The sequence below is a fragment of the Rhodoferax sp. GW822-FHT02D07 genome, from assembly GCF_058802405.1.
Map to the genome: position 1 here is coordinate 436,886 of NZ_JBXAOD010000001.1, position 23,786 is coordinate 460,671.

Sequence of the window (23,786 nt, forward strand, 5' to 3'; positions counted from 1 at the left end):
GGTCTGGCGGGTGGCGCATCCGTTACCATCCTTGGCTAACCCAAGGGGATGACAGTGAAGAACATGACAGGTCAGCGATGGATGCGACAGGCAGCGCTGCTGCTGTGTCTGGGCGGCGGTTTGGCCACGGCCCAGGCCGAGGATTTGCGCAGCGGCACGCTCAAGACCGTGCAAGGCCCGGTGCAGGTGGCCAAGGGCGAGGTGGCACGCGCGGCCGTGCCCGGTGGCGGTGTGGCCGAATCCGAACGCATCGTGACCGGCCCGCAGGGCTCGGCTGTGCTGCTGCTGCGCGACGGCACGCAAATCACCATTGGCCCGAATTCGCAGGTGGACATCACCCGCTTCCAGTTCGATTCCACCACCCAGACCGGCAGCCTGACCGTGCAGGTCATCCTCGGCACCATCCGCATGGTGACGGGCTTGCTGGGCAAGCTGCAGCCCGAGAACGTAAAGGTGCAGACGCCGTCATCCACCGTCAGTGTGCGTGGCACCGATTTCATTGTGGAGGTGCCGTGATGCGGGCGCTGTTGGTTTCCTCCTTGCTGGCCTTGTTGTCGGCCTGCACGCCGCTGAGCCGCGTGACCCTGCTGCCCGATGCGGACGGCCGATCTACTGCCGTGCAGGTGGAAGGCGCTGCCGGTGGCAGCCAGGTGCTGGACCAGCCCTATGCCGTGGCCGCCGTGCAGCGCACGGGCACCGTCGACCGCGCCCAGACCACGGCCGAAGAGCTGCAGAAGCAGCACGGCGCCTTGCTGGCCCTGCAGCCCGCACCGGCCGAGCGTTTTGTGCTGCGCTTTGAACCCGGCAGCTCCACGTTGACAGCCGAGTCGCAGGCCCAACTGGAAGGCATCCTGGCGCAGGCGCTGGCGCGCCCCGGCGGCGAGATTGTGGTCGTAGGCCATACCGACCGCACCGGCAGTCCGCAGGCCAACGACACGCTCTCGCTGCAGCGCGCCCGCGCCGTGCGTGAGCTGCTGGTGGCGCGCGGCTTTGCACCCGAGCTGATCGAGGCCGTGGGTCGTGGCGAGCGTGAGCCCGTGGTGCCCACCGAGGCGAATGTGGACGAGCCACGCAACCGCCGCGCGGAAATCATCGTTCGCTGAAACAGGTTCGCCGTGGCCAAGCTGTCTCTTTCCGATCTGGGCCGACTGGTGTACTCCACCGAGGTGGGCCGCACCTGCCCGGTCTGCCGCCAGGCCATTGCGGCCTGTACCTGCAATGCGCCCAAGCGCCCGGCGGGTGACGGCATCGTGCGCGTGTCCCGTGAGACCAAGGGCCGTGCTGGCAAGGGCGTGACGCTGGTACGTGGCGTGTCGCTGGGCGACGACGAACTGGCCGCGCTGGGCAAGCAGCTCAAGGCCGCCTGCGGTTCGGGCGGCACGGTCAAGGACGGTGTGATCGAAGTGCAGGGCGACCATGTCGACAGGGTGATGGTGGCCTTGGTTGCGCAGGGCTTCAAGGTGAAGCGGGCGGGCGGTTGATATGCAGCCAGAGGACTTGCAGAAGCTCGTGGAGCGTACGATGCCGTTTGGCAAGTACGAGGGCCGTCTGATTGCGGACCTGCCGGGCGACTACCTCAACTGGTTTGCGCGTGAGGGTTTTCCCAAGGGCGAGATTGGCCGGCTGTTGCAGCTCATGCATGAGATCGACCACAACGGGTTGAGCGATTTGCTCAAGCCCCTGCGCGCACCGCGCTAGTCTTTACGGCAATGGTGCGTCGCGCAACGCGCCGGGCGCCAAACCATCCAGCGTGTACGGCCCAATGGCTGCGCGAATCAGCCGCAGCGTGGGGAAACCCACGGCCGCCGTCATGCGGCGCACCTGACGATTACGGCCTTCGCGGATGACCAGCTCCAGCCAACTGGTAGGAATCGACTGTCGAAAGCGTACCGGTGGATCGCGCTCCCACAGGTGCGCCGGCGCCTCCATGCGCTGCGCGTGCGCGGGTAGGGTGGGGCCGTCGTTGAGCTGCACGCCGCTGCGCAAACGCTCCAGCGCAGCCTCGTCCGGTTCGCCTTCCACCTGCGCCCAGTAGGTCTTCTCCATTTTGTAGCGCGGGTCGCTGATGCGCGCTTGCAGTTTGCCGTCGTTGGTCAGCAGTAGCAGGCCTTCGCTGTCGGCGTCCAACCGGCCAGCCACGTAGATGCCCGGAATCGCTATGTAGTCCTTGAGCCCGCGCCAGCGGCCTTCGGGCGTGAACTGGCTCAGCACGCCATAGGGTTTGTTGAAGCACAGCAGACGCGTGGTCATGGGGCTTCAGTCGGCCGTCGCAGCCCACAGGCGTTCGCCCGTGGCTTCCAGGTGGGTGAGGTAGATGCGTACCTCGAACTCCAACTGGTGGTAGCTGGGCTCCATGTGGGTGCAGAGTTGGTAGAAGGCCTTGTCGTGCTCGCGCTCGCGCAGGTGCGCCAGTTCGTGCACCACGATCATTTTCAGGAAGGGCTCGGGCGTGTCCTTGAACAGGCTGGCCACGCGGATCTCGCGCTTGCTCTTGAGCTTGCTGCCCTGCACGCGTGAAACTGTGGTGTGTGTGCCTAGCGCGTTCTTCACCACATGCAGCTTGCTGTCAAACGCCACCTTGGCCAAAGGCTCTGTGCTGCGCAGGTAGTCCGACTTGATGTCCTGCACATAGTCGTACAGCACCTTGTCGGTCCGCACGCCATGCGCCTGCGGGTAGCGCCGGATCAGCCAGTCGCCCACCCGGCCTTCATCCAGCATGCGCTGCACCTGGCCCAGCGCGTCGGCGGGGTAGCCGTTGAGGTAGCGCAGCACAGGCGTTGCTACCGTTTTCATAGCTGCTTGCGCAGATTCTGCTGGGGCTGAATGCCGATTTGGCTTCAAACCCGAATCAGACCTCGCGGCGCAGGGCGGGGAAGAGGATCACGTCGCGGATGCTGGCGCTGTCGGTCAGCAGCATCATCAGGCGGTCAATACCCACGCCGCAGCCACCGGTGGGAGGCATGCCGTATTCCAGCGCCCGCACGAAGTCGTGGTCGTAGTACATGGCCTCGTCGTCGCCAGCGTCCTTGTTGGCCACCTGGGCGTTGAAACGCGCGGCCTGGTCTTCGGCGTCGTTCAGTTCGGAGAAGCCGTTGCCGAATTCGCGGCCGGTGATGTAGAGCTCAAAACGCTCGGTTACTTCGGGGCGCTCATCGTTGGCGCGCGCCAGCGGCGAGATTTCGGTGGGGTGCTCCATGATGAAGGTGGGGTTCCACAGCTTCTCTTCCACGGTCTCTTCAAAGTACAGCACCTGCAGGCCCGCCAGCGTGCGGGTGGACAGGCGGTGCTTCTCTTCGGAGAGGCCCAGCTTGCGCAGCGCGTTGGTCAGCCAGGTGGCGTCGTTCACGTTGTCGCCGGCTTCGGTGTACTTGCGGATGGCTTCCACAATCGTCAGGCGCTCAAAGGGCTGGGCCAGGTCCACGGGCTTGCCGGCGTAGGTGAGCTGCAGGCTACCGGTGGCTTTCTGGGCGGCGTCGCGGATCAGGGCTTCGGTGTAGTCCATCAGGTCCTGGTAGTTCCAGTAGGCTGCGTAGAACTCCATCATGGTGAACTCGGGGTTGTGGCGCACGCTGATACCTTCGTTGCGGTAGCTGCGGTTGATCTCGAACACGCGGTCAAAGCCACCGACGATCAGGCGCTTGAGGTACAGCTCGGGCGCAATGCGCAGAAACATTTCCTGGTCCAGCGCGTTGTGGTGCGTCTTGAAGGGCTTGGCATTGGCACCACCAGGAATGGGGTGCAGCATGGGCGTTTCCACTTCCAGAAAGCCGTTGCCCACCATGAACTCGCGCAGCGCGCTCACGGCCTTGCTGCGTGCCATGAAGCGCTTGCGCGCTTCCACGTCGGTCATCAGGTCCACATAGCGCTGGCGGTACTTCATCTCCTGGTCGGCCATGCCATGGAACTTGTCGGGCATGGGGCGCAGGCTCTTGGTCAGCAGGCGGATGCTGGTAGCGTGGATGGACAGCTCACCTGTCTTGGTCTTGAACAGCGTGCCCTCGGCGGCCACGATATCGCCCAGGTCCCAGTGCTTGAAGGCGGCATACAGGTCCACGCCCACGTCTTCACCACGCACATAGAGCTGGATGCGGCCGCCGCTGGGGCCGAAGGACGAATCCTGCAGCGTGCAGAAGCTGGCCTTGCCCATGACGCGCTTGAGCATCATGCGGCCGGCCACGGAAACGGTCACCTTGAGCGCTTCCAGCTCTTCGTTGGTCTTGCCGTCATAGGCCTCAAACAGCGCAGCCGCCTTGTGCTGGGGCTGGAAGTCGTTGGGGAAGGCCACGCCCTTGCCCTCGGCCTGCTGCTGGCGCAGGGCCTTGAGTTTTTCGCGGCGCTCCAGCATCAACTGGTTGTCGTCTTGCGGGGCGGGGGCGGCGGCTTGGGTGGTATCGGACATGGGATGTATGGAAATTCAGGTAAAGGCGGTCCGCCGGACGGCGGAGAGACCAGAACCCTCAATTCTAAGAGGGCCAAGGCGCCTGGCCTGCCGCTATGATGCGCTCGCCCTGTTTCAATCCCTCGCCATGCTGTACCAAATCATCTCTTTGCTGCTCGAAGTGGTCGCCAGCCTGCTGACCAGCACCTGCCTGCTGCGTCTGTACATGCAGCACCAGCGCATCCCGCTGTCGGCCCGTTCCGGCAATCCGCTGGGGCGTTTTGTTTTTGCGGTGACCGACTGGCTGGTGTTGCCGCTGCGCCGCGTGCTGCCTGCCATGGGCCGCTGGGACACAGCCAGCCTGGTCGGTGCCTATCTGGTGCAACTGGCCGAATTCGCCATCCTCTGGGCGCTGAATGGCGCTGGTGCCAGCCTGTTGTCGGTGGCGGTATTGGCCGTGTTTGGCGTGGTGCGCACGGCGCTCTCGGGCATGACGGTGCTGGTGTTGGTCTACGCCATCCTGTCCTGGGTGCAGACCCAGTCCTACCTGGCTGATTTGCTGGAGCGCCTGGTCCAGCCACCACTCTCGCCAATCCGTCGCGTGCTGCCGCTGGTGGGCGGGGTGGACTTGTCGCCGCTGGCGCTGCTGGTGCTGATCCAGATTGCCATGATCGTGCTGGGATCGGTGCAGCAGACAGTGTTGCTGGCCTTTCGCGTCTGACTCAAAGGCACTGAAGCAATAAAAAAGGCCCGGAGGGGCCTTTTTTATTGGGGTGAGTTCGCTCAGATCACTGCATCCGCCGGCTGGCGCTGCAGCATCGCCAGTGTCTCGGCCACGGTCTTGCGCAGTTCGCGGCGGTCGCAGATGAAGTCCACGGCACCCTTGGTCTGCAGGAACTCGGCGCGCTGGAAGCCTTCTGGCAGCGTCACGCGCACGGTGGACTCGATCACGCGTGGGCCGGCAAAGCCGATCAGCGCCTTGGGTTCGGCAATCACCACGTCACCGATAAACGCAAAACCGGCGCTCACGCCGCCCATGGTGGGGTCGGTCAGCACGCTGATATAGGGCAGGCCCTTCTTGGCCAGGCGGGTCAGTGCCGCATTGGTCTTGGCCATCTGCATGAGCGATAACAGGCCTTCCTGCATGCGTGCGCCGCCGGTGGCGGTGAAGCACAGGAATGGCACCTTTTGCTCGATGGCGGTTTCGACGCCACGCACAAAGCGCTCGCCGACCACCGAGCCCATGGAGCCACCCATGAATTCGAATTCAAAGCACGCAGCCACCAGGCTGATGCCGTGCACGGCGCCGCCCATGACGATCAGCGCATCGGTCTCGCCGGTGTTTTCCAGAGCCTCTTTCAGGCGTTCGGGGTATTTGCGGCTGTCCTTGAACTTTAGGGCGTCCACAGGCAGCACTTCTTGGCCGATTTCGAAGCGACCTTCGTTGTCCAGAAAGGCGTTCAGGCGGGCGCGGGCGCCAATGCGGTGGTGGTGGCTGCAGCTGGGGCAAACGTTCTGGTTTTGCTCCAGATCGGTCTTGTAGAGCACGGTTTCGCAGCTGGGGCACTTGATCCATAGGCCTTCGGGCACGCTGCGGCGGTCCGCAGGGTCGGTTTGCTGAATTTTTGGGGGAAGCAGTTTTTCAAGCCAGCTCATCGTCAGGTCTCCTTGCAGTGCCCACAGGGGCGTCCAACCAACAGGGGGCGATTATCCGCCAAACCGCCCCCGTGCTTTTTTAGCCCTGGTCCAGTGCCGTGCGGATGCCGGCCAGAAACTCCTGCGCCGTGGCCGCCACGCGTTCACGCGGCTGGTTTTCGAGCAACTGGATGATTTTGCTGCCGATCACCACCGCGTCGGCCACGCGGGAGATGGTCTTGGCAGTGGCCGCATCGCGGATGCCAAAGCCCACGCCCACGGGGGTGCTGATGTGCTGGCGGATGCGGGGCAGCATGGCTTCCACCGCACCCACGTCCAGCGCGCCCGAACCGGTCACGCCCTTCAGGGACACGTAGTACACATAGCCGCTTGCCACGCGTGCGACCTGCTGCATGCGCTGCTCCGTGCTGGTGGGGGCCAGCAGGAAGATCAAATCCATGCCATGGGCACGCAGGTCGGCGGCAAAGGCCTCGCATTCCTCGGGAGGGTAGTCCACGATCAGCACACCGTCCACGCCGGCCTCGGCGGCATCCTTCACAAAGCGGCTGCTAACGCCGGGTGTGGAGTGCTTCTGGTCGTAGCGCTCCACCGGGTTGGCGTAGCCCATCAGCACCACAGGGGTTGTGTTGTTGGTTTTGCGGAACTCGCGCACCATGGCCAGCACCTGCACCAGGCCAATGCCAAAGGCGAGGGCCTTGTCGCCAGCCTTCTGGATCACCGGGCCATCAGCACTGGGGTCGGAGAAGGGCACGCCGAGCTCAATGACATCGGCGCCACCCGCCACCATCCCGTGCATGAGTTCGGGCGTGACATCGGCATAGGGGTAGCCGGCGGTGACAAAGGGGATCAGCGCCTTGCGGCCTTGGGCTTTCAACGCGGAGAAGGTTGTAGTGATACGGCTCATGCTCATGCTCCCTTCACCACATGGCCACGCATCGACGGGCGGTCATACACATCGTCACCCGACAGGTCGGCCACGGTGCCGATGTCCTTGTCACCCCGGCCGGAGAGATTCACCAGTACCGATTGGTCCGGGCGCATGGTCTTGGCCAGCTTCATGCCGTAGGCCACGGCGTGGCTGGATTCGAGCGCGGGGATGATGCCCTCGGTCCGGCACAGGTAGTGGAAGGCCTCCAGTGCCTCCTTGTCGGTGATGCCCACGTACTCGGCACGGCCGATGTCGCCCAGGAACGCGTGCTCCGGGCCCACGCCGGGGTAGTCCAGGCCGGCGCTTATGCTGTGCGTCTCGGTCACCTGGCCGTTGTCATCCTGCAGCACATAGGTGCGGTTGCCGTGCAACACACCGGCGCTGCCGCGTTGAATAGAGGCAGAGTGCTTGCCAGAGTCCAGACCTTCACCGGCCGCTTCCACGCCAATCAGGCGGGTCTTCTCGTGCTGGATGTAGGGGTAGAAGATGCCCATGGCATTCGACCCACCGCCCACACAGGCGATCACCGCGTCGGGCTGCTCGGTCTTGCAACCGGCGGCTGCCAGCATCTCGGGCATCTGCACCAGGCATTCGTTGCCGATGACGCTCTGGAAGTCGCGCACCATCATCGGGTAGGGGTGCGGGCCGGCCACGGTGCCGATGATGTAGAAGGTGTTGTCCACATTGGCAACCCAGTCGCGCATGGCTTCGTTCAGGGCGTCCTTGAGCGTCTTGCTGCCGCTGGTCACGGGCACCACGGTGGCGCCCAGCAGCTTCATGCGGTAGACGTTGGGGCTCTGGCGTTTGACATCTTCGCTGCCCATGTAGACCACGCATTCCAGCCCGTATCGGGCGCAGATGGTGGCCGTGGCCACGCCGTGCTGGCCGGCGCCGGTCTCGGCAATGATGCGCGGCTTGCCCATGCGCTTGGCAAGCATGGCCTGGCCGATGGTGTTGTTCACCTTGTGCGCGCCGGTGTGGTTCAGGTCTTCGCGCTTCAGGAAGATTTGCGCGCCGCCCATCTCGCGGCTCATGCGGTCCGCGTGGTAGATGGGGGAGGGGCGGCCCACATAGTGGGCCAGCTCGGACTTGAATTCGGCGAGGAAGGCCGGGTCGTGCTGGTACTTGGCGTAGGCGTCTTTGAGCTCATTGATCGCGTGGGTCAGTGTCTCGGAGACAAAGCTGCCGCCGTATTTGCCAAAGTGGCCAGTGGCATCGGGTTGTTGGTAGTCGTACATGGTGGTCCATCCGTGGGGACGGAGCGGGCGCTAAAGGCCGTTCCGTACCGGGTTATTGAAGTTGCAGGTCCGCAGCGCGCACGGCGGCTACGAACTCGAAAATCTTTGCGGGGTCTTTGATGCCCTTGAGGGGCTTGCCCTGAGCGTCTGCGGCTTCTACGCCGGAGCTCACGTCGACGGCCAGCGTCTTACAGCGCGGCCGCAGCTGCGCGATCCCATCGCCCACGTTTACAGGTGTGAGTCCACCACTCAAGACGAGGTGAGCGTCGACGCTTGGAGGAAGAAGTGACCAATTGAATGTTTTGCCCCCACCACCGTACCCGTCCACATGGGCGTCCAGCAAAATGGCCTGGGCTTTTGAAAAGTCCTGCGCAAATTGTACGAGGTCGAAGCGGGGTGCGTCATCCCCCAGCGGAATGCGGGCGGCACGCAGGTAGGGGCGGGTGCCGTGGCCGGTCGCATCCAGGCAGTCCTGTGGCATCTCATCACCATGAAATTGGACGGTAGCCCCCGGAATCATTGCGCAAGCAGCTCCTATTTCTGTAGCAGATGCGTTGACGAAGAGCAGCACGGGGGTGATGAAGGGGGGCAGACGTTTGGCCAGTTCGGCCGCGCGCTGCGCAGTTACCGCGCGTGGGCTCTTGGGGTACAGCACGAATCCCACCGCATCCGCACCGGCTGCCACGACGGCATCCACATCCTGCTCACGGGTCAGGCCGCAGATCTTGATTCGGGTTCTAGTGAGCGTGCCCAATCCGCCGCTGGGCCGTCCCAAGGCGGATTGCGCCCCCTCGGGGGGCAGCGCGGCAGACGAAGTCGCAAGCGTGGGGGTAGTCATCATGGCAGCGAATCATACGCAGCCGTGCGGTCCGGCATGCCCCAGTGGGCGTCGTAGCGCGGGCCCAGAAAGTACAGGCCGTCGGGCGAGAAGGTGGGGGCGGCCGCGCGGCGGTCCCGGGCGGCCAGTACCTCTGCCATCCACTCAGCGGGCTTTTTGCCCTGGCCAATCTGTACCAGGCAGCCCATGATGTTGCGGATCATGTGGTGCAGGAAGGCATTGGCCTCGAACTCGATACGCCAGTAGGCGCCACGCTGGTGCAGCGCAATTTCCAGTAGGTTTTTTACCGGCGTCAGGGATTGGCACTGCGACGCGCGGAACGAGGTGAAGTCGTGCTCACCGATCAGAATGTCGGCGGCCTGGCGCATGGCGGCGAAGTCGAGGTTGCCGAAGGTCCAGCCCACACGGCCATATTCCACGCTGGGGCGGATCTGGGATTCCAGCAGCACATAGGCGTAGCGGCGCGAGACAGCCGATGCGCGGCAATGGAATCCTTCGGGGGTTTTCATGGCCCACTGCACGGCAATGTCGCGCGGCAGGTTGGCGTTGGTGCCGCGCACCCAGGAGTAGGTGTCGCGTTCCAGCTCGGTGTCAAAGTGCACCACCTGCATGAGGCCGTGTACACCGGCATCGGTGCGGCCGGCGCACAAAGTGGAAACGCGCTGGGCGGTGAACTTGCCCAGCGCGGTTTCTAACTTGTCTTGGATGGTGAGGCCGGAGGGCTGGCTTTGCCAGCCCTGGTAGGCCCCGCCGTTGTAGCTAACGCCTAAGGCAATCCGCACAAACTCAGAATCCTGCGATAGGCCAAGCTCCCCAGAACGAGGGCTTAGCTCAGTTTGGCCAAGGCACGTTGGGCCTTGGCGCGTACTTCACCGCTGGCTTCGGACACGACTTCCTCGATCAGTGCGCGGGCACCGTCCTCGTCACCAATGGAGATGAATTCTTCGGCCAGTGCCAGCTTGGTTTCCAGGGGGTCTTCGCTCAGGCTGGCGGGAGCTTCAGCCGGGGTTTCTGCGGGACCGTCCAAATCCATGGACAGCGAGCCCAAGTCAAACTCCATCAGACCGGTGCTCGCCGCCTGGGACGCTGAGAGTTCGGGCGTCACAGGCAGGGGGCCAGTGGCTTCGAACTTCAGCGCCGATCCTGCCGCGTCTTCGGGCATGGGCGTTTCCAAGTCGTCCAGGGACAGGGAGATTTCCGGCATGGACGCCGCGATGGGCTCCATGGCTGGCTTGGCCGCAGGCGTTTCCTCCGGCAGGGGCAGGTCGAAATCCATGTCCATGGAGTTGTCGTCCTGCGCCGGTTGCGCGTCCAGCTTGACCGTCCGGTCGCTGGTGCTCACCGTGCCGCCGGTGACATCGCTGATCGCACTGGCTGCGGGCTCGTCGTCCAGAGAGAAGTCTAGATCCAGATCCAGGTCTACGCCAGAGCCGCCTCCATCGGCCAGTTCTGCATGGGCAGGCTGGGCCACGGTGCTGTTACCAAAGCTCGATTGGGGTGCCGCAGCAGCCGAACCGCCGGCAGGGGCGCCGCCGGGCTGATACAGGGGGTTGCTGGGGTCAATCGCCTGGCCCATTTCGCAGATGCGTGTCCAGTCGGGGCTGGCGGCGCCTGTCAGTTTGTAGGCTTGCGAGGCCGTGCTCTCGAAGCTGCGCGTGTCGCGGCGCTTGCTGAAGATTTCCAGCAGCTTGGTGTGGATGGCCAAGCGTCCGGGGTTGGTGCGCACGGCCTCTTTGAGGATTTCCTCGGCCTGCAGGTCGCGGCCATAGGCCAGATACACATCCGCCTCGGCCACCGGATCCACGTCGTCTGCGGCATCCAATTGGCTGGCGGAATACACCATCGAGGACGCGCTGGACGGACCGTTCTGGTTGGTGTCAACGCGCTGACCACCACTGGCGCCAAAGAAGGAATCGGGTTGCAGTCGGCTTTCCAGGAAAGCGCTGTCCACCTGGGCGGAGTTCTTCTTGCGCTGGCGCACACGGTAGGCGGCATAGCCACCCAGCAGAACCAGCAGGCCAGCCGCGCCGGCGGGCACCAGCGGATCAGCCAGCAGTTCGTCCAGCAGGCCCGGTTCTTCAGGCGCGGGCATGGGCACAGGTGCCGCAGCCTTGGGCTTGGGGGCGGGCGATGCGGCAGGTTCGGAGGCGGCGACGGCGGGAGTGGGCGCCGGAACTGCAGCGGGTGTCGACGCGGCGGCGGCCGGTGCGGGGGCTGGCGCCGCAGGGGCAGGAACGCCGGCAACAGCCACAGCGGGAGCAGGGGTTGCAGCAGGCTTGGGTGCAGAGCTGGCAGCAGCAGGTGTTGCCGCGCCAATCTTGCTCAGCTCGCTGATGTTCTTGGTGATTTCCGCGGCGCGGGCGGCAGCATCCTTCGCTTCGCGTTCCTTGGCGAGCTTGGCGTCGTCGGCCTTGCCTTGCACCGATCCCTTGGACAGCGTGAGCTTGTCGGGCGCGGGTGCACTGGGCTTCTTGTCTTCAACCTTGGCTTCCACGGAGCCGCTGGCCTTGCGGTCTGCAGCAGTGACGGCGGCAGTGGGGGCGTTGGTGGCCAGGTTGCGACGGAAGTCGTTGAAGTCCTTGCTCTGCGCGACCACGATCTTGGAGGCTTCGGCCGGAGACACGCTTTGTGCGGCCTCAGCCTTGGGAACCTGCAGCACGGCACCAGCGCGGATGCGGTTGAGGTTGTCGTGCACAAAGGCGTCGGGGTTGCTGCGCAGCATGGCGACCAGCATCTGGTCCAGCGAGACGCCGGCAGGCTTGATGCTGTTGGCAATCTTGCTGGCGGTGTCACCCTTCTTGACGGTCAACTGGTCGCCAGTGACTTCCACGGCAGCTGGTTTGGCAGCCGCTGCGACAGCAGCGGGAGCTGTGGCACGCGCGGTGGCGGGTTTGGCATTGCCAGCCGGTTTGGCCGCAGGTTCAGAGGGAGCTGGTGCTGGCGCGGGGGCTGCGGCCTTGGGGGGCAGATTCGTCACCACGGGTGCCGTGCTGGACGTCTGGGGCAGCGTCGGCGCGGGCGGGGCCTTGCGCAGTGTTGGGGGGTCGAACAGCAGCGTGTAGTCGCGCACGATGCGGCCCTGGGCCCAGGTGGCTTCCAGGATCAGGTCGACAAAGGGGTCGTTGACGGTGCGGTCGCTGCTCAGGCGCAGGTAGGCACGGCCATCAGGGCGGCGTTGCAGCGTGGCTTGCAGCGTCGACAGGGCCGCGCTGTATTCCAGGCCGGCCGCTGTGAAGGCATCAGGCAGTGCGACGCCGGCCTTGAACGAGGCGGCTTCTTCGGCACTGATTTCGGGGACTTCGATCTCGGCACGCAGAGGCTCTCCCAGCGCTGACTGAACCGTGAGCCGACCGAGCGAAAGCGCGTATGCCCCGGTTCCCGATAAGCCGAGTAGCGCCATGGCTGCAGCCGCCAAAGCGGTCCTCTGCCAACGATGTGACTTTGCGATCAATTTATTAGCCTCCGGTGCTCACGCGAGCGGCAATTTACTTGTCTGTTTTCGGACGATAAAGCCCGACTATCAAAACGTAAAAAGTACCATAACATCAATGTCTTAGGCTGACAAGCTAAGAAAGCTTTTAACTTTCAAAGCCTGCCCCGATCGCGTTCCACCCACGGCGGATATGTTGCCTTGCGGCAACGACCTGTAACGGTCTGTTACGCGTCCAGCAGGATGCGCAACATGCGGCGCAGCGGCTCGGCCGCGCCCCACAGAAGCTGGTCGCCAATGGTGAAGGCGCCCACGTATTCTGGGCCCATGGCGAGCTTGCGGATGCGACCCACGGGGATGCTCATCGTGCCGGTCACGGCCACGGGAGTCAGGTCCTTGACGGTGGCTTCGCGCGTGTTGGGCACGACCTTGACCCATTCGTTGTCGGCGGCGATCAGGGCCTCGATGTCGGCCACGGGCACGTCCTTCTTGAGCTTGAGGGTCAAGGCTTGGCTGTGGCAGCGCATTGCGCCCACGCGCACGCAGAAACCGTCCACGGGAATGGCGCTGGAGCCAAAGCCCTCGCCCATGCCCAGGATCTTGTTGGTCTCGGCCATGCCCTTCCATTCTTCCTTGGACATGCCGTTGCCCAGGTCCTTGTCGATCCAGGGGATCAGGCTACCGCCCAGGGGCACGCCAAAGTTTGCCGTTTCAGCACCGGTCAGGGCGCGTTGTTTGGCGATGACCTTGCGGTCGATTTCCAGGATAGCGCTCTTGGGGTCGTCCAGCAGGGCCTTCACTTCGGCGTTGAGCGTGCCGTACTGGGTCAGCAGCTCGCGCATGTGCTGGGCACCACCGCCGGAGGCTGCCTGATAGGTCTGGGTGCTCATCCACTCGACCAAGCCGGCCTTGTAAAGCGCGCCCACGCCCATGAGCATGCAGCTCACGGTGCAGTTACCGCCCACCCAGTTCTTGCCGCCCTTGGCCAACGCATCCTTGATGACGGGCAGGTTGACCGGGTCCAGGATGATGACGGCGTCCTTGTCCATGCGCAGGGTGGAGGCGGCATCGATCCAGTGGCCGTTCCAGCCGGCAGCGCGTAGCTTGGGGAAAACTTCGCTGGTGTAGTCGCCGCCCTGGGCGGTGATGATGATGTCGCAGCGCTTGAGGGCGTCAATATTGAAGGCGTCTTGCAGCGTTGTTTCGTTCTTGGCCTCGGCCGGGGCCTTGCCGCCGGCGTTGCTGGTCGAGAAGAACAGGGGTTCGATCAGGTCGAAATCCTTCTCCTGCACCATGCGGTCCATCAACACCGAGCCGACCATGCCGCGCCAGCCGACCAAACCTACCAACTTGCTCATATCAACGCCCTTTCAATGTAAACAAACAATGCTTGACCAAGACTGTTTGCCCGGCTCGTCTGGCCGGGGAGGGCGCACGACGAACCAGGCGGAATCAGCCTTTAATGGTCGTGGTTTTGGTGATGGTTGCGCGCACAGCCTTGCCTGCCGTGGCGGCAGAAGCAATGGTCAGGGAGACGGGGATGGCGGCAAACATGAAGGTATTGTAGCCCAAAAGCGGAAATTTTTTACTCCGCGCGGACTGAAATGATTTTCGGAAGTCGGGCCGTGGCAATGCCGCCACAGCCCGTTCTTCCTGGTCAGCCGAGGGCTTTGAGCACGGCGTCGCCCATCTGGGCGGTGCCGACCTTGGTCGTGCCTTCGCTGTAGATGTCGGGCGTGCGGTAGCCCTGGGCCAGCACCTTTTGCACGGCGGCCTCGATGCGTTGTGCAGCGGCTTCCTGGTTCAAGCTGAAGCGCAACATCATGGCCGCGGACAGGATGGTGGCCAGGGGGTTGGCCACGCCCTTGCCGGCGATGTCGGGTGCGCTGCCGTGGCTGGGCTCGTAGAGGCCCTGGTTGGCGCTGTTGAGGCTGGCCGAGGGCAGCATGCCGATGGAGCCGGTCAGCATGGAGGCTTCATCGCTCAAGATGTCGCCAAACATGTTGCCGGTCACCAGCACGTCGAACTTCTTGGGTGCCTTGACGAGCTGCATGGCGGCGTTGTCCACCAGCATGTGGTCGAGTTCCACATCGGGGTATTGCTGGCCGATCTCGACCATGACGTCCTTCCACAACTGCGAGGTTTCCAGCACATTGTTCTTGTCCACGCTGGTCACGCGCTTGCTGCGCTTTTGCGCGGCCTGGAAGGCCACGTGGGCGATGCGCTCGATTTCGGGGCGGCTGTAGCGCATGGTGTCGAACGCTTCCTCCGCACCGGGGAAGTGGCCGTCGGTGGCCACACGGCGGCCGCGGGGCTGGCCGAAGTAGATGTCGCCGGTCAGCTCGCGGATGATAAGGATGTCCAGGCCGGCAATCAGCTCGGGCTTCAGGCTGGAGGCACCGACCAGTTGTTCGTAGCAGATGGCGGGGCGGAAGTTGGCGAACAGGCCCAGGTTCTTGCGCAGGCCCAGGATGGCCTGTTCGGGGCGGAACTGGCGCTCCAGCTTGTCGTACTTCCAGTCCCCCACGGCGCCGAACAGCACGGCATCGGCTTCCTTGGCGAGCTTCAGCGTGGCTTCGGGCAGGGGGTGGCCGTGCGCGTCGTAGGCCACGCCGCCGACCAGCGCGGTCTCCATCTCCAGGGGGAGGTCCAGGGCCTTGAGTACCTTGACGGCCTCGGCCACGATTTCAGTGCCAATGCCGTCACCCGGCAAAACTGCAATCTTCATGATGTCCTTGAAATACTATGAATTTGGTAGCTGCTCACGCAGACATGGTGCGGGCTAGCCACGGTTTTTGCTTCAAACGTTCGGTTTCGAAGGCGCGGATCTTGTCGGCATGGCACAGGGTCAGGCCGATGTCGTCAAAGCCGTTGAGCAGGCAGTACTTGCGGAAGGCCTGTACATCGAACGGAATCTCTTCACTCTGGGGCTTGACGATGACCTGGCGCTCCAGATCAATGGTCAGGCTGTAGCCGGGGAAGGCCAGGGCTTCGTTGAACAACTGGTCGACCAATGCTTCACTGAGCACGATGGGCAGCAGGCCGTTCTTGAAGCAGTTGTTGAAGAAGATGTCGGCAAAGCTGGGCGCGATGACGGCGCGGAAGCCGTACTGGTCGATGGCCCAGGGTGCGTGCTCGCGGCTGGAGCCGCAGCCGAAATTCTTGCGGGCCAGCAGGATGCTGGCGCCCGCATAGCGCGGCTGGTTGAGCACGAAGTCCGGGTTGGGCTTGCGGCTGGCCGGATCCTGGCCGGGGTAGCCCGCGTCCAGGTAGCGCCATTCGTCGAACAGGTTGGGGCCGAAGCCCGTCTTGCGGATGGACTTGAGGAATTGCTTGGGGATGATGGCGTCGGTGTCGACGTTCTCACGGTCCATGGGCGCAACCAGGCCCTGGTGGATGGTGAACTGTCTCATTTCTTGGCAGCGTCTTCGAGTTTCTCACCAGCCTTCTGGATGTCCTGGCCCACACCCTTGACGGTGTTGCAGGCGCTGAGCATCAGCAGGGCGGCGGTGCAGGCGGCGCAAATGATGGTTTTCATGACGGAGTCCTTATGGTTGTGGTGGGTTAACAGAACTTGCGGATATCGACAAAGTGGCCGTGGATGGCGGCGGCAGCGGCCATGGCCGGGCTGACCAGGTGGGTGCGGCCACCGGCGCCCTGGCGGCCTTCGAAGTTGCGGTTGCTGGTGGAGGCGCAGCGTTCGCCGGGCTCCAGGCGGTCGGCGTTCATGGCCAGGCACATGGAGCAGCCGGGCTCGCGCCACTCAAAGCCGGCGGCCTTGAAGATTTCGTGCAGGCCTTCGCGCTCGGCCTGTTCCTTCACCAGGCCGGAGCCGGGTACCACCATGGCGAGCTTGATGTTCTTGGCGACTTTCTGCCCCAGGTTTTTGACCACGGCGGCAGCTTCGCGCATGTCTTCGATGCGGCTATTGGTACAGGAGCCGATGAAGACCTTGTCCACGAACAAATCGTCCAGCGCCTTGCCGGGCTCCAGTGCCATGTAGGTGAGTGCGCGCTCAATCGCGCCGCGCTTGTTGGCGTCTTTTTCCTTGTCGGGATCGGGCACGCGGGCGTCAATGCCCAGCACCATCTCCGGCGAGGTGCCCCAAGTGACTTGCGGCACGATCTGGGTCGCGTCCAGTTCCACCACGGCGTCGAAATGGGCGCCAGCGTCGGAGTGCAGGGTCTTCCAGAAGGTGACGGCCTGGTCCCATTCCACGGCTGCCGCTGCGGCGTTGGCAGCATCAAAGCCGGGCGCCAGAGGGCGGCCCTTGACGTAGTCGATGGTTTTCTCGTCCACGGCCACCAGGCCCGCGCGGGCGCCGGCTTCGATGGCCATGTTACAGACCGTCATGCGGCCTTCCATGGAGAGCGCGCGGATGGCCGAACCACCGAACTCGATGGTGTAGCCGGTGCCGCCGGCCGTGCCGATCTTGCCGATGATGGCCAGCACAATGTCCTTGGCCGTGATGCCCTTCGCCGCGGTGCCTTCCACCTTGACCAGCATGTTCTTGGCTTTCTTGGCCAAGAGCGTTTGTGTGGCCATCACATGCTCCACCTCGCTGGTGCCAATGCCATGGGCCAGCGCGCCAAAAGCGCCATGGGTGGAGGTGTGGCTGTCGCCGCAGACCACGGTCATGCCGGGCAGCGTGGCGCCGTTTTCGGGCCCGATGACGTGCACGATGCCCTGGCGCTTGCTCATGAAGGGGAAGAAGGCGGCCGAGCCGAACTCCTTGATATTGGTGTCCAGCGTGGTGATCTGTTCCTTACTGATCGGGTCGGCAATGCCGTCGTAGCCCTGTTCCCAGCCGGTGGTGGGCGTGTTGTGGTCGGCGGTGGCCACGATGGAGCTGATGCGCCAGACCTTGCGGCCCGCTTCGCGCAGGCCTTCAAAGGCCTGGGGACTGGTGACTTCGTGCACCAGGTGGCGGTCGATATAGAGGATGGCGGTGCCGTCCTCTTCGGTGTGGACGACGTGGTCGTCCCAGAGTTTGTCGTAAAGCGTGCGGGCTGCAGCGGTCATGGGGGTCTTCCTTCCGAAATTCAATTCTAGGCCTTGGTCCCTTGTGGGGCCATCGCGGCGAGGTGGTCTACGAGAAGCCGCGCGCTGCGCGGCAGGGTGGAGAAATCGCGCGCCACCAGCTCGATCTGGCGGCTGGCCCAGGCGTCGCTGAGCGCCACTGCGCGCAGCGGGCCAGCGCTGTGCATGAGGGTGAAGGCGCGCAGCGGCATCACGCCCACCCCCAGCCCGTTGTGGATCATGCGGCCCATGGCGTCCAGGCCCGAGACCTGGATGCGCAGCCGAATGTTCTGTCCCAGCGTGGCAGCGGCCTGGCGCATGGCCACATAGATGGAGCTGTTGGACTGCAGGCCCACGTGGTCAAAGGCCAGGGTGTCTTCAAACGCCACCGTTGTCTGGGCGGCCAGTGCATGGTCGGCGGGCACCACCAATACCAGCTGGTCTTGCCGGTAGGGCCGGGTTTGCAGTTCGCCCACGCCGTCGGCCGTGTTGCAGACGCCGAGGTCTGCCGCGCCCTCTTGCACCGCGCGGATCACTTCGCTGCTGAGGTGTTCTTCCAGGTCGATCTTGATGCCCTGGTGGGTGCGGATGAATGCTCCAAGGTCTTCAGGCAGGAACTGCACTGTGGCCGAGATGCTGGCATGCATGCGCACTTGGCCACGCTGGCCGTCGGCATATTCGCTGAGTTCGGCCTGCATGCGCTCCAGGCTGAACAGCACGCTGCGCGCGTGGTGCAGCAGGTTTTGTCCGGCTGGGGTGAGGTGCACGCCGCGGGAATGCCGGTGCAGCAGAGCGCTGCCCAGGGTGGCTTCGAGGTCGCTGAGGCGTTTGCTCAGGGCCGAGGGAGCGATGAATTCACGCTGGGCCGCCTTGCCGATGCTGCCGAGCTCGCAGACGGCCACGAAGAGCTGCAGGGAGCTCAGATCGAGGCGGCGGGCGAGGTTGGGGGTGGAGGGCAGCATGGGGCGAAGGCCATCGCATTTTGCGATTGCGTTCGCTATTTTCCTACCTATTTGATGGTTTTGACATCGTGCTTTGCGATGACTGACCTCGATTCATGCCAAGAGGTGCTTGCTATGAAAAAAGTAGCTGCTTGCGCACTTTCCACCGGGGCTGGATGGTTATTTGGTATGAAAAAAGCCCCGGACTCTTGACGAGTGCGGGGCTTTGGCGCTTGGCGGCCCGTGCGGCCGCAGCGAATCAACGTTGGCCGATGGGCTTGACGTCGCGCTTGACCGAGCCGGTGAACAGCTGACGGGGACGGCCGATCTTGTACTCGGGGTCACCAATCATTTCGTTCAGCTGGGCGATCCAGCCCACGGTACGGGCCAGGGCGAAGATGCCGGTGAACAGGTTTACCGGGATGCCCATGGCGCGCTGGACGATGCCAGAGTAGAAGTCCACGTTGGGGTAGAGCTTGCGCTGCACGAAGTAGTCGTCTTCCAGAGCAATCTTTTCGAGCGACTTGGCGAGCTTGAACAGGGGGTCGTTTTCCAGGCCCAGTTCGGCCAGAACTTCGTTGCAAGTCTCTTGCATGAGCTTGGCGCGGGGATCGTAGTTCTTGTAGACGCGGTGGCCAAAGCCCATAAGCTTGACGCCGGAGGACTTGTCCTTGACCTTTTCCATGAACTCGCCGACCTTGGCCACGCCGCCCATGGCCTGGATTTCTTCCAGCATGTTCAGGCAGGCTTCGTTGGCGCCGCCGTGGGCAGGGCCCCAGAGGCAGGCCACGCCAGCCGAGATGGCGGCGAAGGGGTTGGTACCGGAGGAGCCGCACAGACGCACGGTGGAGGTGGAGGCGTTTTGCTCGTGGTCAGCGTGCAGGATGAAGATGCGATCCAGCGCGCGTTCCAGCACGGGGTTGACCTTGTACTCTTCGCAGGGCGTACCGAACATCATGCGCAGGAAGTTGCCTGCGTAGCTCAGATCATTCTTGGGGTACATGAAGGGCTGGCCGACACCGTACTTGTAGGCCATGGCGACCAGCGTGGGCAGCTTGGCGATCAGGCGGATGGCCGAAATGTCGCGGTGCTCGGGGTTATTGATATCGGTGCTGTCGTGGTAGAAGGCCGACAGAGCACCCACCAGACCGGTCAGCACGGCCATGGGGTGGGCGTCACGGCGGAAGCCGCGCAGGAAAAATTGCATCTGCTCGTTGACCATGGTGTGGTTAGTCACGCGCGAAGTGAAGTCCACCTTTTGGGCGGCGTTGGGCAGCTCACCGTACAGCAGCAGGTGGCAGGTTTCCAGGAAGTCGCAGTTGGTGGCGAGTTGCTCGATGGGGTAGCCGCGGTACAGCAGCTCGCCCTTGTCGCCGTCGATATAGGTGATGGCGGACTGGCAGGAAGCGGTGGAGAGGAAACCCGGGTCGTAGGTGAACATGCCGGTTTGTGCGTAGAGCTTGCGGATGTCCACGACGTCCGGGCCCACATTGCCGTGGTACACCGGCAGCTCAACGCTGGGACTGCCGTTACTGAACGACAGGGTGGCTTTGTTGTCAGCTAGTTTCATCTTTCACCTTTCAGAGAGGGTCTCTCAACATTTTCAAAACTTCATGCACGTCCGCATGGTCCAGCGTCGCGTCCACCTGGGCCAGCGACTTGCGCGCCAGATGCAAGTCCAGCAGATCGTTGTCGCTCAGGTTCATGAGTGCGGTCAGTGCGTCCGCCTGACGCATGGTCAGACTGGCGCTGAAACGCTGGAAGAAACGCTGGATGAACAGGTCGTTTTCCAGCAGGCCGCGGCGGCAACGCCACTGCAGCTTGCTCATGCTACGTTCGTCGATCAGCGCCTCGCTCATGCTCCTGCTCTTTCGCTCGTTCAGACGGTGCGCAGCACCATCATTTCCTTGATCTTGCCGATAGCCTTGGTGGGGTTCAGCCCCTTGGGACAGACATCGACGCAGTTCATGATGGTGTGGCAGCGGAACAGGCGGTAGGGGTCTTCCAAGTTGTCCAGGCGCTGTGAGGTGGCGTCATCGCGGCTGTCGGCAATGAAGCGGTAGGCCTGCAGCAGACCGGCGGGGCCGACGAACTTGTCGGGGTTCCACCAGAAGCTGGGGCAGGAGGTGGAGCAGCTCGCGCACAGAATGCACTCGTAGAGGCCGTTGAGCTCTTCGCGCTCTTCGGGGCTCTGCAGACGCTCGCGCTCGGGCGCGGGGGTGTCGCTGATCAGGTAGGGCTTGATCGAGTGGTACTGCTTGAAGAAGTCCGTCATGTCCACGATCAGGTCGCGCACCACGGGCAGGCCGGGCAGCGGCTTGAGGACGATGGGGTCCTTCAGGGTCTTGAGGTTGGTCAGGCAGGCCAGGCCGTTCTTGCCGTTGATGTTCATCGCGTCGGAGCCGCACACGCCTTCACGGCAGGAGCGGCGGTAGGACAGCGTGGGGTCCACGGCCTTGAGCTTGACCAGCGCGTCCAGCAGCATGCGCTCGGAGCCGTCGAGTTCGACCTCGATGGTCTGCATATAGGGCTTGGCGTCCTTGTCCGGATCGTAGCGGTAGATGGAGAAAGTGCGTTTTGCCATGTTCGGATTCCTTGGGTCTCTCGCTATCGATCAGAAAGTGCGGGGCTTGGGTGGCACGGTTTCGGCCGTGAGCGGCTTCATGCGCACCGGCTTGTAAGCCAGGTTGTTGCCTTCGCTGTACCAGAGGGTGTGCTTCATCCACTCGGCATCGTTGCGGCCCAGCGGGCAGGTGGGGTGGTTCACATCGTGTTCGTAGTCACGCACCAGGTGGGCGCCACGGCATTCGGTGCGGGCGGCGGCACTGGTCATGGTGGCCTGGGCGGCTTCCATCAGGTTTTCAACTTCCAGCGCTTCGATGCGGGCGGTGTTGAAAACCTTGGAGTTGTCCTTCAGGCCAATCTTGCCCACGCGCTCGCGCAGGGCGTTGATCTTCGCCACGCCTTCGTTCATGGTTTCCTGGCTGCGGAACACGCCGGCGTGGGCCTGCATGATGGCGCGCATGTCGTTGGCCACGTCCTGGCAGTACTCGCCGTCCTTCTGGTTGTCCAGGCGTTCCAAACGTGCGATGGTGGCCGCAGCTGCGTCAGCGGGCAGGGGCTTGTGGGCCGCCCCCGGCTTGACGTTGGCGATGATGTGGTCACCGGCGGCCTTGCCGAAGACCAGCAAGTCCAGCAGGGAGTTGGTACCCAGGCGGTTGGCGCCGTGCACCGACACGCAGGAGCATTCACCCACGGCGTACAGACCGTTGATGGGCTTGTCCTGGCCGTTGACCTGTTGCACCACCTGGCCATTGATGTTGGTCGGGATGCCGCCCATCTGGTAGTGGATGGTGGGCACCACAGGGATGGGTTCCTTGGTGATGTCGACGTTGGCGAAGTTGTGGCCGATTTCTTCCACCGAGGGCAGGCGCTTGCGGATGGTGTCGGCGCCCAGGTGGTCCAGCTTCATGTGGATGTAATCCTTGTTCGGGCCGCAGCCGCGGCCTTCGAGGATTTCCTGGCCCATGCAGCGGGACACGAAGTCACGCGGTGCCAAGTCCTTCAGCGTGGGTGCATAGCGCTCCATGAAGCGCTCGCCATTGCTGTTGAGCAAGATGGCGCCTTCGCCGCGGCAGCCTTCGGTCAGCAGCACGCCAGCGCCGGCCACGCCCGTGGGGTGGAACTGCCAGAACTCCATGTCCTGCAGCGGGATGCCGGCGCGTGCGGCCATGCCCAGGCCATCACCAGTGTTGATGAAGGCATTGGTAGAGGACTGGAAGATACGGCCGGCGCCGCCAGTGGCCAGCAGCACGGTCTTGGCTTCCAGGGTGTAGAGGTCGCCGGTTTCCATTTCGAGGGCGGTCACGCCGACCACATCACCTTCGTCGTCACGGATCAGGTCCAGCGCCATCCATTCGACGAAGAAGCTGGTCTTGGCCGAGACGTTGGCCTGGTACAGCGTGTGCAGCATGGCATGGCCGGTACGGTCGGCTGCGGCGCAGGCACGTTGCACGGGTTTTTCACCGTAGTTGGCAGTGTGGCCGCCAAAGGGGCGCTGGTAAATGGTGCCGTCCGCGTTGCGGTCAAAGGGCATGCCCATGTGTTCCAGGTCGTACACGACCTTGGGGGCTTCACGGCACATGAACTCGATGGCGTCCTGGTCGCCGAGCCAGTCGGAGCCCTTGACGGTGTCGTAGAAGTGGAATTCCCAGCTGTCTTCGCTCATGTTGCCCAGCGAGGCAGACACGCCGCCTTGGGCTGCCACGGTGTGGGAGCGGGTGGGGAAGACTTTGGAGAGCACGGCCACATTGAGGCCGGCGCGGGCCAGTTGCAGCGAGGCGCGCATGCCGGAGCCACCGGCGCCGACGATGACAACGTCGAATTTGCGTTTGGAAACAGGGTAGGACATGGTGAGAGTTTGTTCGTTGGGTGGGATCAGAGACGCCACAGGACCTGGATGGCCCAGCCGGCGCAGCCGACCAGCCAGACAATGGAGAACACCTGCAGGGACAGGCGGACGGAGACGGGCTTGACGTAGTCCATCCAGATGTCACGCACGCCCACCCACACGTGGTAGAGCATGGCGACGATGACCGAGAAGGTCAGGACCTTCATCCATTGCGAGGAAAAAATGCCAGCCCATTTGTCATAGCCAATGGGGCCTTTGGAGAAGATCACCTGGGCCAGCACCACCAGGGTGAACAAAGCCATCAGCACGGCGGTCACGCGTTGGGCCAGCCAGTCGCGCAGACCATAGTGCGCGCCAACGACGACACGCTTGGAACCGTAATTCACTGCCATTTTGATTTCCTTTTTCTTGTTTAGTACAGGCCAAACAGCTTGGCAGCCAGCACCAGCGTGAGGGCGGTGCCCAGGCTCAGCGTGACGATGGCGGACGAGCGGCCGAACTCTTTGCTGACGGCGTGGTTGATGTCCATCCAGAGGTGGCGCACGCCGGCAATGAAGTGGTGCAAATAGGCCCAGATGATGGCCAGTGCCACCAGCTTGAAGAACCAGCCGGGCACGAAGCCCACACCAGCATTGAATGAGCTGGCGAACTTTGCAAATGAGATTTCCGAGGATACGGAGGTGTCGAACATCCAGATAATGAAAGGCATCAGGATGAACATGATGGCGCCGCTGATGCGGTGCAGGATGGACACCCAGCCGGCCGGGGGCAGACGGTAGGTGGGCAGGTCCTTGAGGGCGTTGATGTTGCGGAATTCAGGCCGAGGGCGTTTGCTAGCTTGGGCGAGCTCAGTCATGGATGGGCTTTCTCTTTTGGTAACTGGTTTGTAATTTTGGCGCAGCCAGCCAAAATTCTATTGCACCGCACCAATCTGACATTGGTCTTGC

Annotated in this window: 26 protein-coding genes; 5 read left to right on the forward strand and 21 right to left on the reverse strand. The window is 63.4% G+C overall.

What is annotated here, in order from left to right; translation table 11 throughout:
* Positions 1-63: 63 nt before the first annotated feature.
* Genes AC1RNN_RS02120 through AC1RNN_RS02135 form a run of 4 tightly spaced genes read left to right on the forward strand, consistent with a single transcriptional unit; the run spans position 64 to position 1,698 of the window.
* Complete coding sequence (locus AC1RNN_RS02120) at positions 64-516, forward strand: FecR family protein (RefSeq protein WP_493087081.1); 453 nt, start codon at positions 64-66, stop codon at positions 514-516.
* Positions 516-1,103: an OmpA family protein gene (locus AC1RNN_RS02125; protein ID WP_493086386.1), complete on the forward strand. Its 588-nt coding sequence runs from the start codon at positions 516-518 to the stop codon at positions 1,101-1,103. The genes AC1RNN_RS02120 and AC1RNN_RS02125 overlap by 1 nt, the downstream gene beginning before the upstream one ends.
* Before the next feature lie 21 nt (positions 1,104-1,124).
* On the forward strand, positions 1,125-1,481 hold the full coding sequence (locus AC1RNN_RS02130; protein ID WP_493087079.1) for a translation initiation factor Sui1: 357 nt from the start codon (positions 1,125-1,127) through the stop codon (positions 1,479-1,481).
* A 1-nt stretch (position 1,482) separates the two neighbouring features.
* Complete coding sequence (locus AC1RNN_RS02135) at positions 1,483-1,698, forward strand: DUF3820 family protein (protein WP_493086385.1); 216 nt, start codon at positions 1,483-1,485, stop codon at positions 1,696-1,698.
* A gap of 3 nt (positions 1,699-1,701) precedes the next feature.
* On the opposite strand, the gene AC1RNN_RS02140 is transcribed toward AC1RNN_RS02135, so the two are convergent.
* The 3 genes from AC1RNN_RS02140 to lysS are packed head-to-tail and all read right to left on the reverse strand — an operon-like array spanning position 1,702 to position 4,399.
* Complete coding sequence (locus AC1RNN_RS02140; protein ID WP_493086384.1) at positions 1,702-2,250, reverse strand: pseudouridine synthase; 549 nt, start codon at positions 2,248-2,250, stop codon at positions 1,702-1,704.
* Positions 2,251-2,256: 6 nt separating this feature from the next.
* Positions 2,257-2,793, reverse strand: a complete 537-nt coding sequence (locus tag AC1RNN_RS02145; protein ID WP_493086383.1) for a YgjP-like metallopeptidase domain-containing protein — start codon at positions 2,791-2,793, stop codon at positions 2,257-2,259.
* Positions 2,794-2,848: 55 nt separating this feature from the next.
* Positions 2,849-4,399 carry a lysine--tRNA ligase gene (gene lysS, locus AC1RNN_RS02150; RefSeq protein WP_493086382.1) on the reverse strand — a complete coding sequence of 517 codons (1,551 nt, stop codon included), beginning with the start codon at positions 4,397-4,399 and terminating at the stop codon, positions 2,849-2,851.
* A 127-nt stretch (positions 4,400-4,526) separates the two neighbouring features.
* Here lysS and AC1RNN_RS02155 point away from each other — a divergent pair, with 127 nt between their 5' ends.
* The gene (locus AC1RNN_RS02155) at positions 4,527-5,099 is read left to right on the forward strand and encodes a YggT family protein (RefSeq protein WP_493086381.1); all 573 of its coding nucleotides are present in this window, start codon (positions 4,527-4,529) and stop codon (positions 5,097-5,099) included.
* A gap of 62 nt (positions 5,100-5,161) precedes the next feature.
* Here the strand turns inward: AC1RNN_RS02155 and accD are convergent, their stop codons facing one another.
* From accD to sdhC, 18 genes are all read right to left on the reverse strand, one after another.
* Positions 5,162-6,034 (reverse strand): acetyl-CoA carboxylase, carboxyltransferase subunit beta, encoded by an 873-nt coding sequence (accD, locus tag AC1RNN_RS02160; RefSeq protein WP_294772459.1) that lies wholly within the window; start codon positions 6,032-6,034, stop codon positions 5,162-5,164.
* A 79-nt stretch (positions 6,035-6,113) separates the two neighbouring features.
* Positions 6,114-6,938 carry a tryptophan synthase subunit alpha gene (gene trpA, locus AC1RNN_RS02165; RefSeq protein ID WP_493086380.1) on the reverse strand — a complete coding sequence of 275 codons (825 nt, stop codon included), beginning with the start codon at positions 6,936-6,938 and terminating at the stop codon, positions 6,114-6,116.
* Between the two features lie 2 nt (positions 6,939-6,940).
* Positions 6,941-8,200: a tryptophan synthase subunit beta gene (gene trpB, locus AC1RNN_RS02170; protein ID WP_493086379.1), complete on the reverse strand. Its 1,260-nt coding sequence runs from the start codon at positions 8,198-8,200 to the stop codon at positions 6,941-6,943.
* Between the two features lie 52 nt (positions 8,201-8,252).
* Positions 8,253-9,038: a phosphoribosylanthranilate isomerase gene (locus AC1RNN_RS02175; protein ID WP_493086378.1), complete on the reverse strand. Its 786-nt coding sequence runs from the start codon at positions 9,036-9,038 to the stop codon at positions 8,253-8,255.
* Positions 9,038-9,820 carry a tRNA pseudouridine(38-40) synthase TruA gene (gene truA / locus AC1RNN_RS02180; RefSeq protein ID WP_493086377.1) on the reverse strand — a complete coding sequence of 261 codons (783 nt, stop codon included), beginning with the start codon at positions 9,818-9,820 and terminating at the stop codon, positions 9,038-9,040. Before truA ends, AC1RNN_RS02175 begins: the two co-directional genes overlap by 1 nt.
* Before the next feature lie 44 nt (positions 9,821-9,864).
* Positions 9,865-12,453: a motility hub landmark protein FimV gene (locus AC1RNN_RS02185; RefSeq protein ID WP_493086376.1), complete on the reverse strand. Its 2,589-nt coding sequence runs from the start codon at positions 12,451-12,453 to the stop codon at positions 9,865-9,867.
* Positions 12,454-12,695: 242 nt separating this feature from the next.
* The gene (gene asd / locus AC1RNN_RS02190; RefSeq protein WP_493086375.1) at positions 12,696-13,826 is read right to left on the reverse strand and encodes an aspartate-semialdehyde dehydrogenase; all 1,131 of its coding nucleotides are present in this window, start codon (positions 13,824-13,826) and stop codon (positions 12,696-12,698) included.
* Between the two features lie 299 nt (positions 13,827-14,125).
* Entirely contained in the window at positions 14,126-15,196 is a 1,071-nt protein-coding gene (leuB, locus tag AC1RNN_RS02195; RefSeq protein WP_493086374.1) for a 3-isopropylmalate dehydrogenase, read from the reverse strand.
* Positions 15,197-15,230: 34 nt separating this feature from the next.
* Positions 15,231-15,881 carry a 3-isopropylmalate dehydratase small subunit gene (gene leuD, locus AC1RNN_RS02200; RefSeq protein WP_493086372.1) on the reverse strand — a complete coding sequence of 217 codons (651 nt, stop codon included), beginning with the start codon at positions 15,879-15,881 and terminating at the stop codon, positions 15,231-15,233.
* The gene (locus AC1RNN_RS02205; RefSeq protein ID WP_493086370.1) at positions 15,878-16,006 is read right to left on the reverse strand and encodes an entericidin A/B family lipoprotein; all 129 of its coding nucleotides are present in this window, start codon (positions 16,004-16,006) and stop codon (positions 15,878-15,880) included. The genes leuD and AC1RNN_RS02205 overlap by 4 nt, the downstream gene beginning before the upstream one ends.
* Before the next feature lie 26 nt (positions 16,007-16,032).
* Entirely contained in the window at positions 16,033-17,490 is a 1,458-nt protein-coding gene (leuC, locus tag AC1RNN_RS02210; RefSeq protein WP_493086368.1) for a 3-isopropylmalate dehydratase large subunit, read from the reverse strand.
* A 26-nt stretch (positions 17,491-17,516) separates the two neighbouring features.
* Entirely contained in the window at positions 17,517-18,449 is a 933-nt protein-coding gene (locus tag AC1RNN_RS02215) for a LysR family transcriptional regulator (RefSeq protein WP_493086366.1), read from the reverse strand.
* A gap of 238 nt (positions 18,450-18,687) precedes the next feature.
* Complete coding sequence (locus tag AC1RNN_RS02220) at positions 18,688-19,998, reverse strand: citrate synthase (RefSeq protein ID WP_493086365.1); 1,311 nt, start codon at positions 19,996-19,998, stop codon at positions 18,688-18,690.
* A gap of 10 nt (positions 19,999-20,008) precedes the next feature.
* Positions 20,009-20,287: an FAD assembly factor SdhE gene (locus AC1RNN_RS02225; protein WP_493086364.1), complete on the reverse strand. Its 279-nt coding sequence runs from the start codon at positions 20,285-20,287 to the stop codon at positions 20,009-20,011.
* A 20-nt stretch (positions 20,288-20,307) separates the two neighbouring features.
* Positions 20,308-21,012, reverse strand: a complete 705-nt coding sequence (locus tag AC1RNN_RS02230) for a succinate dehydrogenase iron-sulfur subunit (RefSeq protein WP_493086362.1) — start codon at positions 21,010-21,012, stop codon at positions 20,308-20,310.
* A 30-nt stretch (positions 21,013-21,042) separates the two neighbouring features.
* Positions 21,043-22,839, reverse strand: coding sequence for a succinate dehydrogenase flavoprotein subunit (sdhA, locus tag AC1RNN_RS02235; RefSeq protein ID WP_493086360.1), 1,797 nt, complete (start codon positions 22,837-22,839; stop codon positions 21,043-21,045).
* 26 nt (positions 22,840-22,865) lie between these two features.
* Positions 22,866-23,231: a succinate dehydrogenase, hydrophobic membrane anchor protein gene (sdhD, locus tag AC1RNN_RS02240; protein ID WP_493086358.1), complete on the reverse strand. Its 366-nt coding sequence runs from the start codon at positions 23,229-23,231 to the stop codon at positions 22,866-22,868.
* Positions 23,232-23,251: 20 nt separating this feature from the next.
* Entirely contained in the window at positions 23,252-23,695 is a 444-nt protein-coding gene (gene sdhC / locus AC1RNN_RS02245; protein WP_493086357.1) for a succinate dehydrogenase, cytochrome b556 subunit, read from the reverse strand.
* Positions 23,696-23,786: the final 91 nt, after the last annotated feature.

Excerpts from the sequence above, each read along its gene's own strand:
- AC1RNN_RS02120 (WP_493087081.1), top strand. The coding sequence starts at position 64 with ATGACAGGTCAGCGATGGATGCGACAGGCAGCGCTGCTGCTGTGTCTG.
- AC1RNN_RS02125 (WP_493086386.1), top strand. The coding sequence starts at position 516 with ATGCGGGCGCTGTTGGTTTCCTCCTTGCTGGCCTTGTTGTCGGCCTGC.
- AC1RNN_RS02135 (WP_493086385.1), top strand. The coding sequence starts at position 1,483 with ATGCAGCCAGAGGACTTGCAGAAGCTCGTGGAGCGTACGATGCCGTTT.
- AC1RNN_RS02140 (WP_493086384.1), bottom strand. The coding sequence starts at position 2,250 with ATGACCACGCGTCTGCTGTGCTTCAACAAACCCTATGGCGTGCTGAGC.
- AC1RNN_RS02145 (WP_493086383.1), bottom strand. The coding sequence starts at position 2,793 with ATGAAAACGGTAGCAACGCCTGTGCTGCGCTACCTCAACGGCTACCCC.
- lysS (WP_493086382.1), bottom strand. The coding sequence starts at position 4,399 with ATGTCCGATACCACCCAAGCCGCCGCCCCCGCCCCGCAAGACGACAAC.
- AC1RNN_RS02155 (WP_493086381.1), top strand. The coding sequence starts at position 4,527 with ATGCTGTACCAAATCATCTCTTTGCTGCTCGAAGTGGTCGCCAGCCTG.
- accD (WP_294772459.1), bottom strand. The coding sequence starts at position 6,034 with ATGAGCTGGCTTGAAAAACTGCTTCCCCCAAAAATTCAGCAAACCGAC.
- trpA (WP_493086380.1), bottom strand. The coding sequence starts at position 6,938 with ATGAGCCGTATCACTACAACCTTCTCCGCGTTGAAAGCCCAAGGCCGC.
- trpB (WP_493086379.1), bottom strand. The coding sequence starts at position 8,200 with ATGTACGACTACCAACAACCCGATGCCACTGGCCACTTTGGCAAATAC.
- AC1RNN_RS02175 (WP_493086378.1), bottom strand. The coding sequence starts at position 9,038 with ATGACTACCCCCACGCTTGCGACTTCGTCTGCCGCGCTGCCCCCCGAG.
- asd (WP_493086375.1), bottom strand. The coding sequence starts at position 13,826 with ATGAGCAAGTTGGTAGGTTTGGTCGGCTGGCGCGGCATGGTCGGCTCG.
- leuB (WP_493086374.1), bottom strand. The coding sequence starts at position 15,196 with ATGAAGATTGCAGTTTTGCCGGGTGACGGCATTGGCACTGAAATCGTG.
- leuD (WP_493086372.1), bottom strand. The coding sequence starts at position 15,881 with ATGAGACAGTTCACCATCCACCAGGGCCTGGTTGCGCCCATGGACCGT.
- AC1RNN_RS02205 (WP_493086370.1), bottom strand. The coding sequence starts at position 16,006 with ATGAAAACCATCATTTGCGCCGCCTGCACCGCCGCCCTGCTGATGCTC.
- leuC (WP_493086368.1), bottom strand. The coding sequence starts at position 17,490 with ATGACCGCTGCAGCCCGCACGCTTTACGACAAACTCTGGGACGACCAC.
- AC1RNN_RS02215 (WP_493086366.1), bottom strand. The coding sequence starts at position 18,449 with ATGCTGCCCTCCACCCCCAACCTCGCCCGCCGCCTCGATCTGAGCTCC.
- AC1RNN_RS02220 (WP_493086365.1), bottom strand. The coding sequence starts at position 19,998 with ATGAAACTAGCTGACAACAAAGCCACCCTGTCGTTCAGTAACGGCAGT.
- AC1RNN_RS02225 (WP_493086364.1), bottom strand. The coding sequence starts at position 20,287 with ATGAGCGAGGCGCTGATCGACGAACGTAGCATGAGCAAGCTGCAGTGG.
- AC1RNN_RS02230 (WP_493086362.1), bottom strand. The coding sequence starts at position 21,012 with ATGGCAAAACGCACTTTCTCCATCTACCGCTACGATCCGGACAAGGAC.
- sdhA (WP_493086360.1), bottom strand. The coding sequence starts at position 22,839 with ATGTCCTACCCTGTTTCCAAACGCAAATTCGACGTTGTCATCGTCGGC.
- sdhD (WP_493086358.1), bottom strand. The coding sequence starts at position 23,231 with ATGGCAGTGAATTACGGTTCCAAGCGTGTCGTCGTTGGCGCGCACTAT.
- sdhC (WP_493086357.1), bottom strand. The coding sequence starts at position 23,695 with ATGACTGAGCTCGCCCAAGCTAGCAAACGCCCTCGGCCTGAATTCCGC.